Annotated in this window: 12 protein-coding genes and 1 pseudogene; 8 read left to right on the top strand and 5 right to left on the bottom strand. The window is 70.1% G+C overall.

Going from position 1 to position 18029, the window contains the following annotated elements; all coding sequences use genetic code 11:
* Positions 1-91 precede the first annotated feature (91 nt).
* Complete coding sequence (locus AB852_RS08960) at positions 92-2815, bottom strand: cation-translocating P-type ATPase (protein ID WP_245876693.1); 2724 nt, start codon at positions 2813-2815, stop codon at positions 92-94.
* A 235-nt stretch (positions 2816-3050) separates the two neighbouring features.
* Positions 3051-5435, bottom strand: coding sequence for a phosphoketolase family protein (locus tag AB852_RS08965; protein ID WP_073785851.1), 2385 nt, complete (start codon positions 5433-5435; stop codon positions 3051-3053).
* 297 nt (positions 5436-5732) lie between these two features.
* Between AB852_RS08965 and AB852_RS08970 the strand changes: the two genes are divergently transcribed.
* The 5 genes from AB852_RS08970 (at position 5733) to AB852_RS08990 (ending at position 11959) form a co-directional block, all read left to right on the top strand.
* Positions 5733-6623, top strand: coding sequence for a universal stress protein (locus tag AB852_RS08970; RefSeq protein WP_073785853.1), 891 nt, complete (start codon positions 5733-5735; stop codon positions 6621-6623).
* 348 nt (positions 6624-6971) lie between these two features.
* Entirely contained in the window at positions 6972-7607 is a 636-nt protein-coding gene (locus tag AB852_RS08975) for a hypothetical protein (RefSeq protein WP_073785855.1), read from the top strand.
* Positions 7608-7814: 207 nt separating this feature from the next.
* Entirely contained in the window at positions 7815-8561 is a 747-nt protein-coding gene (locus AB852_RS08980; RefSeq protein ID WP_073787566.1) for an HAD family hydrolase, read from the top strand.
* A complete protein-coding gene (locus AB852_RS08985) occupies positions 8558-10951 on the top strand; it encodes a glycoside hydrolase family 65 protein (RefSeq protein ID WP_073785857.1) in 2394 nt (797 codons plus the stop codon). Before AB852_RS08980 ends, AB852_RS08985 begins: the two co-directional genes overlap by 4 nt.
* Positions 10952-11092: 141 nt before the next feature.
* Complete coding sequence (locus tag AB852_RS08990; RefSeq protein ID WP_073785859.1) at positions 11093-11959, top strand: universal stress protein; 867 nt, start codon at positions 11093-11095, stop codon at positions 11957-11959.
* Positions 11960-12458: 499 nt separating this feature from the next.
* Here AB852_RS08990 and AB852_RS08995 read toward each other — a convergent pair whose 3' ends face one another.
* Both AB852_RS08995 and AB852_RS09000 read right to left on the bottom strand, forming a co-directional pair.
* Complete coding sequence (locus AB852_RS08995) at positions 12459-14180, bottom strand: GAF domain-containing sensor histidine kinase (protein ID WP_073785861.1); 1722 nt, start codon at positions 14178-14180, stop codon at positions 12459-12461.
* A 103-nt stretch (positions 14181-14283) separates the two neighbouring features.
* On the bottom strand, positions 14284-15045 hold the full coding sequence (locus AB852_RS09000; protein ID WP_079184445.1) for a response regulator: 762 nt from the start codon (positions 15043-15045) through the stop codon (positions 14284-14286).
* A 245-nt stretch (positions 15046-15290) separates the two neighbouring features.
* Here AB852_RS09000 and AB852_RS40610 point away from each other — a divergent pair, with 245 nt between their 5' ends.
* The 3 genes from AB852_RS40610 to AB852_RS09015 all read left to right on the top strand — a co-directional run bounded on the left by AB852_RS40610 (position 15291) and on the right by AB852_RS09015 (position 17346).
* Positions 15291-15764 carry a PP2C family serine/threonine-protein phosphatase gene (locus tag AB852_RS40610; RefSeq protein ID WP_073785863.1) on the top strand — a complete coding sequence of 158 codons (474 nt, stop codon included), beginning with the start codon at positions 15291-15293 and terminating at the stop codon, positions 15762-15764.
* Between the two features lie 294 nt (positions 15765-16058).
* Positions 16059-16511, top strand: a complete 453-nt coding sequence (gene melC1, locus AB852_RS09010) for an apotyrosinase chaperone MelC1 (protein WP_073785865.1) — start codon at positions 16059-16061, stop codon at positions 16509-16511.
* Positions 16512-16527: 16 nt separating this feature from the next.
* Positions 16528-17346: a tyrosinase family protein gene (locus AB852_RS09015; RefSeq protein WP_073785867.1), complete on the top strand. Its 819-nt coding sequence runs from the start codon at positions 16528-16530 to the stop codon at positions 17344-17346.
* Between the two features lie 46 nt (positions 17347-17392).
* Here AB852_RS09015 and AB852_RS41615 read toward each other — a convergent pair.
* Positions 17393-17798 (bottom strand): annotated as a pseudogene (locus AB852_RS41615) (IS701 family transposase); the annotation flags it as partial.
* Positions 17799-18029 lie beyond the last annotated feature (231 nt).

The following is an 18029-nucleotide window of genomic DNA, read 5'->3' on the forward strand; positions in this document are numbered from 1 at the left end:
GCCGCCTCCACACGCTGTGCTCGATCCAGCCGTTCAACACAGGGGCGAGATGCTCGGTGCGCACGTACGGCACGGACACGACCTGGACGAGTCATTCCGAATGCTGACGGTGTCTCCGTGAGCGCAGACATGACGTCCAAGACCGTTGGGTCACGAACAATCTGGACGCCCTGTGCCTGAAGATCGACGACGAGATCGGAGGTACCCGATGGCGCTTGGCAAGCCGCCGGGCCCGACGGACTCCGAACTGGCGGCCCGTGCCGTTGCGCAGGTGCTGGAGGTCGACCGAGGGGGAGTCATCGTCGGGTTTCGCCAGTCGAGTTTCCGCGCGGGCTGCGGTGAAGGCGGTGAGGCCGACGGCCGCGGTGAGGCCGATGTCTGTCCAGGACGGGGCCGAGGTGCCGAGGAGCTGGGCGAGGAAGGGTACATACGCGGCGGCGGCTCCCAGGGCGGCGGCGGTCAGCACGGCGGCCGGGAGGGAGAGGTTCCGGCGTGTGAGGACCCGCTCGCGCAGTCCCAGTGCGATGCCGAGCTGGGCGGCCAGCAGGGACAGGAACAGCACTGTCTGCCAGGGGCCGCCTGTATGCCGGACCCACAGGCCGACTGCGAGGCATACAGCCGTGACGAGGATCGACAGGCGCAGGACACGCTGCCACAGGCCGTCGCCGAGGACGTGCTGCCGCGGTCGGCGCGGGGGGCGGTGCATCGTGTCGGGGGAGGCGGGTTCGGCTCCCATGGCCACCCCGGTCAGGCCGTGGGTGAGGAGGTTGATCCAGAGTATCTGTCCGGCGCGCAGGGGCAGTGCGAGGCCGAGCAGGGGGCCCAGGAGCATGATGAGGATCTCTGCCGCGCCGCCTGCCAGGGCGTAGAGGAGGAAGCGGCGGATGTTGGCGTAGACGCGGCGTCCTTCTTCGACGGCGTCGACGACCGAGGTGAGTTCGTCGTCGGCGAGGACCAGGTCGGCGGCCTGACGGGCGACTTCGGTGCCCCGGCGGCCCATGGCGACGCCGATGTCGGCCTGGCGCAGTGCGGGGCCGTCGTTGACGCCGTCGCCGGTCATCGCGGTGACCTCACCGCTTGCCTGCCACGCCTCGACGATGTCCAGTTTCTGCTGGGGTGAGGTCCGTGCGAAGACACGGACCCGGGTGAGGTCGGGGACCTTGCCTGCCGCGAGTTCCTGGCCGGTGACCACCAGGCCCGGCCGGTCGGCTTCGTCGCGGCGCAGGATGCCGACGCGTACCGCGATGGCGCGGGCGGTCGCCGGATGGTCCCCGGTGATGAGGACGGAGGTGATGCCGGCGCGTCGGCAGGCGAGTACGGTCGCCTCGGCGGCCTCCTTGGGCGGGTCGCTGATGGCCGTGAGGCCCAGCAACTTCAGGCCGCTCTCGCTCTTCTCCGCGGGGTTGGGCACATCGGTGCGGGTCCCCTTGGCCACGGCCAGGACGCGGTAGCCCTCGGCGGACAGGGCAGCCGCCTCCTCGCGGGCACGCTCCAGGACTTCGGGCTCCTCGTCGAGCAGCGAGGGTGCCAGCACTGCTTCCGGTGCGCCCTTGAGGCAGATGTCGATCGTCCCTCGCGGGGTGCTGTGGAGGGTGGTCATGCGTTTGCGGAGGCTGTCGAAGGGGACTTCCCCGACCCGGGGCCGGGTGGGGGCGAGGTCCTCGCGGGCGCGCCCGGCCTTCGCGGCGGCGGTCAGCAGGGCGGCTTCCGTCGGATCGCCGAGGGCGGCCCAGGGTGCGCCCGCCTCGGCGGGCGGGACCAGCGAGGCGTCGTTGCACAACGCTCCCGCGACGAGGACTTCGCGTACGGCTCCGGTCAGGACGGGATCGGGAGGAAGGCCGCCATGCAGGAACTCACCCACCGGTTCGTATCCGGCCCCGGAGACGGTGACGGTGCCGTGGGGGGTCCAGACGCGTTCGAGGAGCATGCGGCCCTCGGTGAGGGTGCCGGTCTTGTCGGTGGCCAGGACGGTGACCGATCCCAGGGTTTCGACGGCGGAGAGACGGCGCACCACCGCGTTGCGGGCGGCCATCCGCCGTGCGCCCAGGGCCAGGCCGAGTGTGACCACGGCCGGCAGCGACTCCGGGACCGCGGCGACGACGAGACTGATCGCGGTGACGGCCATGAGTTCCAGCGACTGACCACGCAGCAGTCCGAGAGCCAGGACCAGGAGACACAGCCCGACAGTGACGAGGGCCAGTACCTTCCCCAGTCCGGCCAGGCGTTTTTGCAGGGGAGTCATCTGCTGCCTGGGATGCAGAGAGGCGGCGATCACGCCCAGGGCGCTGTGCGGTCCGGTCGCGGTGACCGTGGCCACGGCCCGGCCTCGCACCACCACCGTCCCGGCCCGCAGCCGTGCCGCGTCCGGGTCTGTTCCGTGGGCGTCCTTGTCTGCCGGGACGGATTCGCCGGTGAGAGTCGATTCGTCGACCAGGAGTGCGGCGGCCGCCAGCAGGGTGGCGTCGGCCGGCACGATGTCGCCCTCGCCGAGCATCAGGACATCTCCCGGAACGATGCCGGAGGAGGCGATTTCCTGCTCCGTTCCGTCACGCCGGACGCGCGCGGTCGGGGCGGTCATGGCGGACAGGGCCGCGACCGCGTTGTCGGCGCGGACCTCCTGCACCACCCCGACGGTGGTGTTGAACAGGACGACCGCACCGATGATGATCGCGTCGGCGTGGTCCGCGGTGGCGATGGTCAGGGCCACCGCGGCCAGCAGCACGATGATCAGCGGGTCGCGCAGTTGTGCGGAGACGCGGGAGGACAGGGAGATCGCGGGAGGCGGGGCGAGCGCGTTGGGCCCGTACTCGGTCAACAGCCGGGCAGCCTGTTGCCGGCTCAGGCCCGCTCGTTGGGCCGGTTCGGGGTGAACGTCGGACACGAGGGACATGGCGGCTCCGGATGCTCTGGTTCCGGCGCCACAGGTTCTGTGACGCGGTGTGGTGACGGTCTGCCGGGGTGCTGTGGTGTTCGCGGAGCTGCCGGGCGGGTCACGGGGGCCGGTCTCTGCCCTGGCCCCTCCGTGACTCCGCCTCCCCCGCTCCCGGAGCTCAGCCGGTCCAGGTCCAGTCACTGACCTCGGGCAGATCGGTGCCGTGCTCGCGGATCCAGGCGTGGTGGCGCAGCCGTACGTCCGCCATCTCCTGGCGGACCGCGGCGGCGCGGACGGCGAGGCCGGGGACGCGGTCGATGACGTCCATGACGAGGCGGTAGCGGTCGAGGTCGTTGCGCACCACCATGTCGAAGGGGGTGGTCGTCGTGCCTTCCTCCTTGTATCCGCGCACGTGCAGGTTCGCGTGTCCGGTGCGCCGGTAGGTGAGGCGGTGGATGAGCCACGGGTAGCCGTGGTAGGCGAACACGACGGGCTTGTCGGGGGTGAACAGGGCGTCGAAGTCCGCGTCCCGCATGCCGTGCGGGTGCTCCTCCCGCGGGAGGAGACGGGCCAGGTCGACCACGTTGACGACCCGGACGGCGAGGTCGGGCAGGTGGTTCCGCAGGAGCTGGGCGGCGGCCATGACTTCCAGCGTGGGGACGTCCCCCGCGCATCCGAGGACGACATCGGGCTCCCCGTCGTGGTTCTCGGTGCCGGCCCAGTCCCAGATTCCCGCACCGCGGGCACAGTGTCCCCGGGCCGCTTCGAGTGTCAGCCAGTCGAAGCACGGCTGTTTGCCCGCCACGATGACGTTGACGTGGTCACGGGAGCGCAGCACGTGGTCCGCCACGGACAGCAGCGTGTTGGCGTCCGGCGGCAGATAGACCCGTACGACCTCGGGTGCCTTGTTGAGGACATGGTCGATGAAGCCGGGGTCCTGGTGGGAGAAGCCGTTGCTGTCCTGACGCCACACGTGAGAGGTGAGCAGGTAGTTGAGGGAGGCGATGGGGCGCCGCCAGGGCAGGCGCCGGGAGGTGCGCAGCCATTTGATGTGCTGGTTGACCATGGAGTCGATGATGTGGACGAACGCTTCGTAGCAGGAGAAGAGTCCGTGCCTGCCGGTGAGGAGGTAGCCCTCCAGCCATCCCTGGCAGGTGTGCTCGGAGAGGATCTCCATCACCCGGCCGTGCGGGTCGAGGTACTCGTCGGTGTCCCGTGTCTGGGCCTGCCAGGCCTTACCGGTCGCCCCATATACGGCCTGGAGCCGGTTGGAGGCGGTCTCGTCCGGTCCCACGAGTCGGAAGTCGCGCCGCTGAGCGGTGTTCTCCATCACCCCTTCGATCAGGCCGCCCAGGACCCGTGTGGGTTCGTGCAGGGTGGCGCCGGGTTTGTCGACGGCCACGGCGTACCGTTCCAGCGCCGGGACCGGCAGGTCGCGGACGAGCAGCCCTCCGTTGGCGTGCGGGCTCGCGCCCAGCCGCCGTGTCCCGGCCGGCATGCACTCCAGTACGGCGCCGACGGGCCGTCCGGCCTCGTCGAAGAGTTCCTCGGGACGGTAGGAGCGCATCCACCGCTCCAACTGGCTCAGGTGGTCGGGGTTCTCGCGCACTTCGGTCAGCGGGACTTGGTGGGCGCGCCAGGTTCCCTCGACCGGCAGGCCGTCGACCTCGGCCGGTCCGGTCCACCCTTTGGGGGTGCGCAGGACGATCATCGGCCAGCGGACGCGTTCGCTCACGCCTTCGTCGCGGGCTCGCCGCTGCGCGGTCCTGATCCGGTCGAGTGCGGTGTCCATCGCGTGCGCCATGGCCCGGTGCACCCGTAGCGGGTCGTCGCCCTCGACGTGCAGGGGCTCGTGTCCGACGCCGCGCAGGAAGGCGTCGAGCTCTTCCCGGGGCAGGCGTGCCAGGACGGTCGGGTTGGCGATCTTGTAGCCGTTGAGATGCAGGATCGGCAGGACGGCCCCGTCATGGACGGGGTCGAGGAACTTGTTGGAGTGCCAGGAGGCCGCCAGCGGGCCGGTCTCGGCCTCACCGTCGCCGATCACGCACCCGACGAGGAGGTCCGGGTTGTCCAGGGCCGCGCCGTAGGCGTGGGAGAGGGCGTATCCCAGCTCGCCGCCCTCGTGGATCGAACCCGGGGTCTCCGGTGCCACATGGCTGGGCACGCCGCCGGGGAAGGAGAACTGACGGAAGAGCCGGCCCATGCCGGCCTCGTCCCGGCCGATGTCCGGATAGGTCTCGGAGTACGTGCCCTCCAGCCAGGAGTTCGCCAGGACGGCCGGTCCGCCGTGGCCGGGGCCCCAGACGCAGACGGTGTCCTGTCCGCGCTCCCGCGCCACGCGGTTGAGGTGGGTGTGCACCAGGTTCAGGCCGGGCGAGGTTCCCCAGTGGCCCAGCAGCCGGGGCTTGATGTGTCCGGGTCGCAGCGGCTCTTTGAGGAGCGGGTTGGAAAGCAGGTAGATCTGGCCGACGGCCAGGTAGTTCGCGGCCCTCCAGTGCGCGTCCAGCGACGCGAGTGCGGCATCGTCGAGGTAGGAATCTTCTCCCTGGATATGGGTGGGCATGTCTCGCTCCTTGGCTGATGCCGAGCGGGGCCTGATCGTTCGGCCCGCCCGCCGATGTCCGAACCCGCCGGACGGCGACGATCACCGTTGCGCCGGGCACGGTGTTCCGGCCGTGGTGACCGCCGGGTGGGGCTGTTCTCCATCGTCGTCGCCCCGGCGATCGGGAGGCGAGGGCCGTTCGGCCCCAGGCGGGAGCCGGGCGGCCTCTCTTGCGGCGCTGCCACCGGTGCGAGGCTCCGGCTGAACGAGCCACGACCTCGATCTGTTCAGAACAGCACACAGCAGGAGGCGAGCAGCATGCTCCGACCCGTCATCGTCGGCATCGACGGATCTCCCGAGAGCCTCGCCGCCGCCGGGTGGGCGGCGAGGGAAGCGCAACGCCGTGACACGGCGCTGCGCCTCGTCCACGCCTGGGCATGGTCCCCGCATCCCTCCTGCGCCGTTCTCCCGGCGATCAGCCAGCGTCATTGGGCGCAGCGCATCCTGCGGGAGGCCCGCGATCATCTCGGTGCCTCGTACCCACACCTGGACGTCGAGGAATCTGAGGTAGAGGGACTCGCTCCGGCCGTGCTCATGGAGGCGTCGTCCGGCGGGGCGCTCCTCGTACTCGGATCGAGGGGGATCAGCGGCTTGGCCGGCTACCTGTCGGGATCGGTGGCGCTGCATCTGACAGCACGGTCCACCACACCGGTCGTCCTCGTGCGAGCAGGTGAACAGGCTTGTGACGCGCGCCAGTTGAACGCGGAGGGCCGCAGTTCGACGGATACCCCCTACCGCGACATAGTGCTGGGGATCGACCTGGCACACCCGAGCGAAGAGGCGCTCGGATTCGCTTTCGAGGTGGCCCGGTCGCGAGGCGCCGTCCTGCGTGTTCTCCACTGCTACCGTCCTGGGCCGATCGCGGCGACGGGTTCCGGTGCCGCGGTCAGCCCCGAGGCAGCCGCGGAGTGCAAGTCGGCCCTCGACGCGCTGGTGCGACCGTGGCGCGAGAGGTATCCGGAGACCGTGTTGACGACCATGGCCCGGCCGGGACGTGCCCAGAGCCTGTTGTTGCACGCCGCGTCCGGGGCCGGGCTTCTCGTCCTCGGCCGCCGGGAGCGGCTCCGGCCCGGACCGTACACCAGGCCGGTGATTCATGCCGCCATGCACCACGCCCGGTGTCCGATGGCCACGGTGCCGCACGTCTGACCCGGCAGCCGGCTGACAGGCGTGGAATGTGACCTCGCGGATGCGGGTTCCGGCCCGGTGCGGTCCGCACCCGGTCCGCACCGGGCCGGTACCGCTGCTGGACGATGTCCGGATCAGGCCCGCTGGGACGGCCGCGCCGACGAGTCGACCGAACAGATGGGGAAGGGCAGCCCCCGCGCGGGGTACCGGCTCTCGGCAGCCGTCCCGGCCGGGAGACCCGACCGGCCTGCCGGGCAGGGACCTTCGGCCTGCTGCCGGGGGCCAGCCGGACCGGTCCCCGCGACCGGCCCGGCAGACAGGCTGAAGGGGTTCACGCATCTCGCGTGACTCAAGCAAGGGTGGGCCACCATGGCGCTGCATCATCCTCGACGACTCGCGGGCATCCGCTTCCCCTCCTCCCGCAGGACCTCGGGGGAGGGAGCGGCCGCTGGCCAGACGGCCGCGCGTGACGAAGCGGCCCCGTCTGCCGTCGCTCTCGCACGTACCGCCGCGGTACTGCGCGTCCTCACCGCGTTCACCTTCCTGTGGGCGTTCTTCGACAAGGCCTTCGGCTGGGGCTACGCGACCGGGGCCGGCAAGGGATGGATCGACGGCGGTTCGCCGACGCTGGGCTTCCTGAGCGGCGTCTCGGCCGGCCCGATGGAGGGCACCTTCCATGCCTGGGCCGGCGACGCCTGGGCGGACCGGGCCTTCATGCTGGGCCTGCTGGGTGTCGGCGTCGCCCTGGCGAGCGGGATCGCGCTACGGCTCGCGGCAGGTGCCGGCATGGCCATGATGGCGCTGATGTGGGTGGCGGAATGGCCTCCGGCGCGGCACCTGTCCGACGGTTCGCCCAGTATGTCGACGAATCCTTTCATCGACTACCACGTGCTGTACGCGGCCATCCTCGTGCTGCTCGCCGTGGCGGCCGCCGGGCGAACCTGGGGCCTGGGCATCGCATGGGCGCGGCTGCCCCTCGTACGCGGGCACCGCTGGCTCCTCTGACCCGCCGTCACCTTGCCACCAGTGCCATCGAGCTCTCGCGTCGTCACCTGTTCCCCTCGCGTGCGCCCGGAACCCGCCGATCACAGGAGAACCGTCATGACCGCACACCCGCGGACCGCAGCGGGCGACATCCCGGGCGACGCCACCGCCGATCCCGGCCACGCTGCCGCCGTTCGGGACCGTTCGCGTCTTCCCGTGCTGCGAGACATGAGAGCCGTCGTGTTCGACACCGATGGAGTCATCACCGACTCCGCGCGGATCCACGCCGCTGCCTGGAAGACCGCCTTCGACGCGTGTCTGCGCGCACACCCGTCACGGAGCCCCGGGCCCGAACGGCTCTTCGCTCTCCCGGCTGACTACCTGCGCCACGTGGACGGCAGATCGCGGCTCGACGGTGCCGCCTCGTTCCTCGCCTCACGCGAGCTGCGGCTCCCCGCGGGCAGCCCCGACGATCTCCCGGGAACCGGAACCGTGACGGCGGTCGCCGCCCGCAAGGAGCAGCTCTTCGTGGAGCGCCTGAGCCAGGGCCGCATCGAGGCGTACCCCGGCACGGTCCGGCTGCTACGCGTTCTGCACGCCCGAACCGTGCCGATGGCCGCCGTCTCCGCGTCCCGTCACGCGGGCGAACTGCTTCGGGGCGCCGGAGTGCTGGATCTCTTCGCGGCCCTGGTGGAAGGGGGTGAGGCGGCCCGGCTGGCGCTGCCGGGCAAACCGGATCCCGCCCTGTTCCTGGAGGCGGCCCGCAGGCTCGGCACCCCGGTGGAGCACACCGCGGTGGTGGAGGACGCCTTGGCGGGAGTCGAAGCAGGTCGCCGTGGCGGTTTCGGCCTTGTGATCGGCGTGGACCGTACCGTGGGTCCGGGCACGGGCACCGCGCTACTGAGCCACGGCGCCGACCTCGTGGTCACAGACCTGGCAGAACTGTTCGACGACGACGGCCAGGACCGGCCGTGACGGGATGGACCTGGGAGTACCACGGGTACGACCCGGCGTCTGAACGGCTGCGCGAGGCCCTGTGCACGCTGGGCAACGGATACTTCGCCACCCGCGGTGCCACGCCCGAATGCCCGGTCGGCGACTCCCACTACCCCGGCACGTACGCCGCGGGCTGCTACAACCGGCTCACCTCGACGGTGGCCGGCCGGCAGGTCGAGAACGAGGACATCGTCAACCTGCCCAACTGGCTGCCCCTGCGCTTCAGGATCGGCGCGGAGAACACCGACGCGCCCTGGCTCACTCCGGACAGCACAGCGCTGCTCGACCATCACCAACGCCTGGACCTGCGCGCGGGAACCCTGGAACGGACCACGCGCTACTCGGTCGGGGACAATCAAGTGCTGTCCGTGCGGCAACTGCGGCTCGTCCACATGGCGGACCCGCATCTCGCCGTATTGCGGACCGAGTTCACCGCGGAGAATTGGGCGGGCAGCGTGGACGTCGAGGCGGCCCTGGACGGTTCGGTCACCAACGACGGCGTCGCCCGATACCGGCAGCTCGACGGCCAGCACCTCACCGATGTCCGCACCGGGCACGGCACACCGGACTCCGCCTGGCTGACCTGCCGCACCCGTACGTCCGCGATACGCGTCGCCATGGCCAGCCGTATGACCGCCGACGGCCCCGTCGAACACCGCCACACCGATCCGGGCGCCCTCCGGGTCACCCAGTTCCTACGCCTCTCCCTCGCACCCGGCCGGCCGGCCGCCGTCGACAAGGTCGTGGCGCTGCACACGTCACGCGACCCCGCCATCAGCGATCCACTGCACGCAGCCCTTGACAGGGCAGGCCGGGCACCAGGATTCGAGGCGCTTCTCAGCTCTCACCGCGAAGCCTGGCGGCACCTGTGGAACGCCGCGGAACTGGACGTACCGGGGAAGACGGGCGAGATCCTGCGCCTGCACCTCTTCCACGTCCTGCAGACGCTCTCCCCCCACACGGCCGCCCTCGATGCCGGGGTGCCGGCCCGCGGCCTGCACGGAGAGGCCTACCGGGGCCACATCTTCTGGGACGAGCTCTTCGTCCTGCCGTATCTGAACCTGCGCTTCCCCCAGGTCTCCCGGGCTCTGCTCACCTACCGCTACCGGCGCCTCGAACAGGCACGGAACGAAGCCGCCGACGCCGGCAGGGCCGGCGCACTCTACCCGTGGCAGAGCGGGAGCGACGGCCGGGAGGAGACCCAGCAGGTGCATCTCAACCCCCGCTCCGGACGATGGCTGCCCGACCACACACGACTCCAGCACCATGTCGGATCGGCGATCGCCCACAATGTGTGGCAGTACTGCGAGGCCAGCGGGGACACCGAATTCCTGCACACCCAGGGCGTGGAGATGCTGACGGAGATCGCCCGCTTCTGGGTGGATCTCGCGACCTACGACGACGCCACCGGACGCTATCGAATTCTCGGCGTGGTCGGCCCCGACGAATACCATGACGCCCGTCCCGGCTCCCCGGTACCCGGTCTGGACGACAACGCCTACACGAACGTCACCGCCGCCTGGGTACTCGCCCGCGCGCTCGACGTGGTGCGCGCACTGCCGCAGGCACGCCGGGACCGGCTACGCGAGCGAACGGGTCTCCAGGTCAGCGAACTGGACCGATGGGACGAGGTCTCGCGGAAACTGCGGGTGGCCTTCCACGACGGAGTCATCAGCCAGTTCGACGGCTACGCCGAGCTCGCCGAGCTCGACTGGAGCGCCTACCGGGCACGCTACGGCGACATCCGCCGGCTCGACCGGATCCTGGAGGCGGAGGGCGACACGGTCAACCGCTACCGGGCCTCCAAACAGGCCGACGTCCTCATGCTCGGATATCTCTTCCCCCTGTCCGAACTACGTCGGATCTTCGCCCGGCTGGGCTACGAACTGGACGACGCGATGTGGGGCAGGACCGTCGACTACTACCTGCCGCGTACGAGTCACGGCTCCACCCTCAGCGGGCTGGTGCACGGCTGGGTACTGGCCCGCCTGGGACGCGAGGACGCCTGGACGTACATCGAGGAGGTGCTGGCGGGCGATGCCGCAGACATCCAGGGCGGCACCACCGAGGAAGGCATACACCTCGGCGCCATGGCCGGCACCCTGGACCTCGTCCAGCGCGGGCTCACCGGCCTCGAGACACGGGACGGCGCCCTGTGGCTCGACCCCGTACCGCTGCCGCAACTGCCCGAATACAGCTTCTCCGTGCGCTACCAGGGGCATGAGGATCTCACCGTGCAGGTACGGGCCGGAGAGTTCCGGGTCACCGCATCCGCATCCGGACGATCACCGATCGACATCAGACTCCCCACCCGCACGGTGTCCCTCGCCCCGGGCGAGACCTGCTCGCTGCCGCTGCACGGCCGGTGACGCACACCTCCGACGGCACCCCGGCGACGACAGCCGGGGCCGGTCGGGGACGGGCGGGGGTCCAACGGCCCCTGCTGCGAGCCCCCATGACATGGCAAGAGTGGGGACTATCCGCACGACGACCAACCACAGGAGGTTCACATGCCCCGTACCGTCATCGCAGGCGTCGATGGTTCGCGCGAGAGTCTGTCGGCCGTGGAGTGGGCAGCCGGTGAGGCTTCGCGGCGAGGACTGCCGCTTCGGCTGCTCCATGTCCGGGACACCTCACCCGGGGTTCGCGCCTTTTTTGCCGGTGCCGGGAGAGCACTCTGGCCCGATGGCGGACCGCAGGCGGCGATCGAGGGCCTCCAGGCCCGGCACCCGGGCCTCGAAGTGACAACCGACGACATACCTGGCAGGCCCGCCGAAACCCTCTGCACGGCGAAGGACCAGGAGCTGCTGGTCCTCGGCTCACGGGGGCTGGGCCGACTGGCGGGATTCCTCCTCGGCTCCGCCTCACTGGCGGTCATCGCCCGCAGCACCGCGCCGGTCGTCCTCGTGCGCGCCAAGGACACGTCATCCGCCCAGGAGTGGCAGTCGTCCGGCGATGTCGTGGTGGGCCTGGACACTTCCCACCGGTCGGACGCCGTGCTGGAATTCGGCTTCGCCCACGCGGAACGGCACAGCCTCGCGCTGCGGGCGCTGCACAGCTGGCAGGTTCCCCAGGTGTACGGCGGCGATCCGACGGGCGCGATGCTGTCGGCCCAGACAGATCTGGCCACGGTGACGAGCGAAGTCCTTACGGAGATTCTGGCGCCCTGGCGGGAGAAGTTCCCCACCGTCGCCGTGACCGAGCGGTGTCGGCTCGGTCACCCCGCGCACGACCTCGTGGAGGCATCGCGCGATGCCGGTCTCCTCGTCGTGGGCCGCAGGGAGCGCCGGGTGGGCGTCGGCGCGCACATCGGCTCCGTCGCGCACGCCGTGCTGCACCACTCGAAGGCCGCGGTGGCCGTGGTGCCCCACGCCTGATCCCATGCGAGCGCTCTGCCAGGGAGGGCAGGGGCGGACACACCGCCCCTGCCCTCCCCCGCTCTCGGCCGACGACAGGCAAGCTGTGCCATGTCCCCCACTTCAGCGCCCGCGCTACGCCAGGGGCCGCACCACACGGGGCCGGGAACAACTCGGTCTGCCCCGCCAGGATGTGGCAGCACGCTGCGACCCGGTGCCCGGATACCTCACGGAGGAACAGCGGGCCTTCAGCAGGCATCGGCTTCCTGGCCTCCTCCCGGCAATGCCCGTGCAACCCCAACTGCCGTGATCGGCAACGCAGTCGACCAGGACACGCCCAAGCCGCCTGCCCACACCGCGTCCCGTTCCATGCGTCCTCGACCGGTACGAGGACGCGCGACCCCGTACCAGCTTGGGCCCCGGCCTCCCCTCGGAACGCGACGCCCGCGCTCGGTGGCGAGGCGAACCCCACTGACGCAGCAACTGGCACGGCACCGCCGTCGGGAAGGTCTGCCCCGCCCTAAGGTCCGGCCGCCGGGACACGCCACACCAGTCGAGTTCCGCCGCCGGGGGGCGAGGACAACTCCATCGTGCCGCCGCAGCGTTCCGCCCGGTCCGACAGGTTCCGCAGACCGCTGTGCCGCCCGCTCCCCTCGATCCCGACCCCGTCGTCGGCTACGGTCAGGGTCACTTCACGGCCGTTGGTCCGCAGCGTCACTTCCACCCGGCTCGCGCGCGCGTGGCGGACGACGTTGGCCAGACTCTCGCCCAGGACGGCCAAGAGGTGGTCGGCGACGAACCGGGAGACCTGGGTGTCGAGCAGGCCCTCTTTGCGCAGACCGGGCGAGAAGCCCAGGCTCGCCGCCGCGACGGCCACGGCCCGCACCGTACGGGCCCGCAGTCTCTCCCCCTCGCCTTCGACCTGCGTCCGCAGCCCGAAGATCGTGGAGCGGATGATCTTGATGGTTGCGTCCAGGTCGTCGACCGCACGTTCCACCCGTTCCGACGCCTCGGGGTGGTCGATGAAGCGTCCAGCGCTCTGCAACGTCATCCCCGTGGCGAACAGTCGCTGAATCGCCAGATCGTGCAGATCGCGCGCGATCCGGTCGCGTTCCTCAAGCAGCACGATCTGCTCGGTGTCGCTCCGGCGTTCCGCCAGCTCCATGGCCACCGCGGCCGTACCGGCGAATCCCAGAACGGGGCGGATCTCCTCGGCGAGGAACGGCGCACGACCCGAGGCACGGACAAGCAGCAGGACCCCGCGCACGCCGGCGCCGGTGCCGATGGGAATCGCCACGCCCGGACCCAGCCCGGTCGGTCCGCCCAAGTACGCCGCGGGACCTGGATCATCCATGTCCTCACTGGTGACCGGCACAGCACGGGTGAACGCCGTACCGATCAGTCCGCTGGACACCGCCAGACGCAGAGCTCGGTACCGGTCGGCCTCCAGACCGTCGGCCAGCTCCACGACCAGCGAGTCCCGGTCGGCAGCGGGCAGCGCGACCACGACCAGATCGGCGCCCGCGATCTCTCGCGCCCGGTCGGCGATCAGAGCGAGCACCACAGCGCGCTCACTGCCCGACAGCAGGCTCTGCGTGACCTCGGCCGTCGCCTGGAGCCACAGCTCCCGCTGCTGGGACCTCTCGTACAGTCGGGCGTTGTCGATGGCCACGCCCGCCGCCACGGCCAGGGTGGTCAGGATCGACTCGTCCTCGGCGTCGAACTGGGCACCACCCAGTTTCTCGGTGAGGTACAGATTGCCGAACACCTGGCCGCGTATCCGGATCGGCACTCCCAGAAAGGTGCTCATCGGGGGGTGACCGGCCGGGAAGCCGTAGGAAGAGGCGTGCTCGGAGAGTTTCGCCAGACGCAGGGGCTCAGGGTGAGCGACCAGCTCGCCGAGGATGCCGTGGCCGGACGGCGACGAGCCGATCACGGCGGCCTCTGCGTCGTCCACACCGACGGTCAGGAACTGGACGAGCTTCTCGTGATCCGGACCGATGACCCCGAGGGCCCCGTATCGCGCACGCACCAGAGCCGTCGCCGCCTTCACCACATGCCGCAGGACGTGTTCCAGTTCCAGGTCACGCCCGACGGACATCACCACTTCCATGAGGTCCTGAACCCGGTCACGCGTGCTGTGCGCCGCATCCAGCCGCCCCTGCAACAGAGCGAGCTGCTCATCGCACTCCTGCCGCCCGCCCTGTGCGGGCCGGGCTCCGCTGTCCTGTGCGTGTGTCACCGAACACGCTCCTCGGGCTGCCTCAGGAGACCCGCTGTCACGGGCGCGAGTGCCCGGACGGGCCGAAGCACCGGCTCACGGCCAAACCGACCGCGCTGCGGGCTCATCGGCCGGGGCCACGGTACCGATCGGGATCCGCCCGTCCGGAACCGTCCGAACCCGCTCTCGCGGCGGCGGCCGGCCTCCCCTCCGCCGCGCCGGACACCTGGGTGGCGATGACCGCCGCCTGCACACGCCGCTCGACACCGAGCTTCGCCAGCACGCGAGATATGTGATTCTTGACCGTCTTCTCGGCGAGAAAGACCCGCAGACCGATCTCACGATTGGTCAGGCCCTCGCCGATCAGCGCGAGGATGTCACGTTCACGGCTGGTCAGACCGTACAGAGCGTCCGCCGCCGACTCGTCGCGGTCCTCACCCCGCAGCCGCGACATCAACCGGGCCGCCGCGCTGGGATCCAGCAAGGACTTGCCCGAGGCCACCGTGCGCACGGCCGCAACAAGATCGCCGCCCTGGATCAGCTTCAGCACATACCCGGACGCCCCGGCCATGACGGCGTCCAGCAGGGCCTCCTCGTCATCGAAAGACGTCAGCATCAGGCAGGCGAGGTCGGGCATTCGTGAGCGCAGCTCCCGGCAGACGTCCACTCCGTTTCCGTCGGGGAGCCGCACATCGAGCACCGCCACGTCCGGGCGCAGCGCCGGGACCCGCGTCAGAGCCTGTTCCGCGGTCCCCGCCTCACCGACCACGCTGATGTCCGGCTCGTCGCCGAGGAGATCACGCACACCGCGCCTCACCACTTCGTGATCGTCCAAGAGGAAAACCCGGATCGGATTCTCAGGACCGCGTGAACCGCTGTCCGGCATGGACCGCTCCTCAGTGCTGTCGATCGCGCAGTCCGCGGGAACAGGGGCCCCCGCTCAGCCAAGACTCCAGCATTCCTCCATTTGCGGCTAGTGATCCGAGTCGAAGATTCATCGACAATGGTCGACCACCTCGCCCGCACCACCGCGGTCACCTGGCCGCCCGGTAGGAGGCCGCGCAGCGGGAGGCGCTGATCGGCGGCGATCTCTACAGCGCGTGCTCCACCCCGCACGGTGTACGGCTGGTCATGGGCGACGTCCGGGGCAAGGGCATCACCGCGATCGAGACCGTCCCCATCGTCCTGGGCGCCTTCCGCGAGGCGTCGCACGACGAGAGGACACTCCCCGAGGTGGCGGCCCGCCTGGAGAAAACGCTGGACCGGGACCGCGCGGACCGGAACGGTGGCCACGACCTGGAACTCCGCCTGACGGGCAGACGCTTTCCGACCCCCGCCCGCCTCCTCAGCACCCTCGTCGACGACGTACAACGCTTCTCGGGCGGCCTCACCGCGACGACATGGCCCTCCTCGCCACCCACAAGCCGCTGCCCCGCCCGGCACGCCGAAGCCGTTGCGAGCGCGGATCGCGGGCGGCTTCGGGTGGTAGACGTCGCCGGACCGTACGAGGTACCCGCCCCGGCCGTCCTTCTTCCGGATGGCCGGCTACTGGAGGGCACCACGTTGATCAGCCGGCGACGGCCCGCACCTCGCACGGTGGTCTAATTCCGGACACGTTACCTGTGCGGACGTGGACACGACGCATTGCCCTGTCAAGGGCATTTCTCATGAGGCAGAAGTGATTCTCATCGAATCCTCACCTCAACACCCCCGCGCATCCGGCCACCCACTCGACGCGAAAAGAACCAGCCACCGGCTGTCCAGTTTCAAAATGACCACTTCACACCGAACCGAGAATTCGTCCCTTCTCCGGCACTCCAACGGCCTGTACTCATGACGCAAGCGGCCCGAATTCATCATCTGGCCGCGTACAGCCGTGAATCAGGGGGTCTCTCTGTCATGACCAAACTCACCCGACGCCAAGCCTTCGGCACCGTCGCGGGTGCCGCAGCGGGCATAGCCGTGGCCGGAATAGCCGTAGCTTCCGCGAACGCCACACCGGACAAGGCCAGCCGGTCCACCACCGCAGCAACCGGAACCGCAGCCGGCACGAAGCACCACCACACAGCCGTCCCGGCGCCCTTCAGCGAAGTCTTCGAAGGGCGTCGTATCCAGGGCATACCCGGCGACGCCAACGCCAAGAGCGAGGCGCACGGGCAGCATCACACATCCGCCACCGGCTATCGCGTCCTGATCGACGGCCGGGAACTGCATGTGATGCAGAAACCGGACAGCAGCTGGACCAGCGTGATGAACCATTACCAGACGTTCCCGGACCCACACACCACCGCCCGCGCCGCGGTGACCTCGCTCATGGGCGCCGACCTCGTCCCCCACACCCCCACCGCCTGAACCGGGAGCAGCCGCCATGACCGTACGGAAGAATCAGGCGAACCTCACCCCCGCCGAGAAGCGAGCCTTCGTCAACGCCGTGGTGGAACTCAAGCGGAGAGGCCGGTACGACCCCTTCGTCACCACTCATCGCGAGATCTTCATCTCCGATATGACGGGCCCGATACGGCAGGGGCACGAATCACCGTCGTTCCTGCCGTGGCACCGCCAATATCTGATCGACTTCGAGCGGGCACTCCAGTCGATCAACCCCAATGTGTCCATCCCGTACTGGGACTGGACCAGGGACCGGACGCCCACATCCTCCCTCTGGTCGGCCAACTTCCTCGGTGGAAACGGCCGGCGGCCGGACGGACAGGTGATGAACGGCCCCTTCGCCCACTCCAACGGCAACTGGAGCATCACCGTCCAGGACGACACCGCGCCCTTCCTCCGGCGTGCCATGGCGCCAACGGGCATGCCACTGCCGACCAGGGCCGAGCTGAACACCGTTCTCGCCGTCACTCCGTATGACACGACGCCATGGGACTTCACCGCCCCGGGGTTCCGCAACAGCCTCGAAGGCGGAGCCGGTCCGGGCCTGCACAACAGGGTGCACAACTGGGTCGGCGGGCAGATGCTGCAGAGCGTGTCTCCCAATGATCCGGTCTTCTGGCTGCACCACTGTTTCGTCGACAAGATCTGGGCGGACTGGCAGCGGCGCCACCCGCAGCACTCCTATCTGCCCGCAGTGAGCACCACGGGCGTGGTGGCGCTCAACCAGGCCATGGCCCCGTGGAACAACGTCACCCCGGCCGCGATGCTCGACCACACCCGCTTCTACACCTACGCCTAGCGATGGTTCGTCAAACCGGGCGGTAGAGATCAGGTGGGCGTCAGCGTCTCAGCCCGTGGATCCTTACGGCTTCGGCCAGGTCAACCGCGGCTGCGGGCTGGGGGTACCGGGCCGGGGCAGGTCGGTGGCCGTACCAGGTCGACTCGCGGGCAGGGTCTGCGGGTGGGCGATGGCCACGACGAGGCGGACGTTGCCGTCAGTTCCCCGGCGATGCCTCGGCAGCCCACCAGGTGATGGTGTGTCCGTCGCGGAAGGCCGCTACCGCCCGTGACGTCACTCCGGCCTGTTTGGCTTTGCGGGCCGGTTCGCCGGCAGCTTGCTGCGGAAGCCTGGGCCCTTCTTGCCAGTCAGGAAGTGGTGGGTGGGGATGTACGGCACCGCGTGCAGCGGGTAGCACAGACGCTCATCGGCCAGCAGGTCGTCACCGTGACCACGCCGCGGTCGACCTTGCCATCGACGTGGCGGCGTGCTGATCTTCCTCGAAGAGATCAACGCCTCCATGGAGCAGCCGGCCCACTGTTCGGGAGAAGCCCCGTGAGCCCGGCGACCCGAAGATCTCCCCGGCCGTCGTTGCCCTCAACGAGGTCCTCGACGACTGCGGGCAGCCCGCGCCCAGCCCGGCACCACTCGACGGGCCGGGCTGGGCGCGGGGTGAAATGTTGCCTCCGTGCCAGCCCTCTCCG

The organism is Streptomyces uncialis (assembly GCF_001905345.1).
Lineage (GTDB): Bacteria > Actinomycetota > Actinomycetes > Streptomycetales > Streptomycetaceae > Streptomyces > Streptomyces uncialis.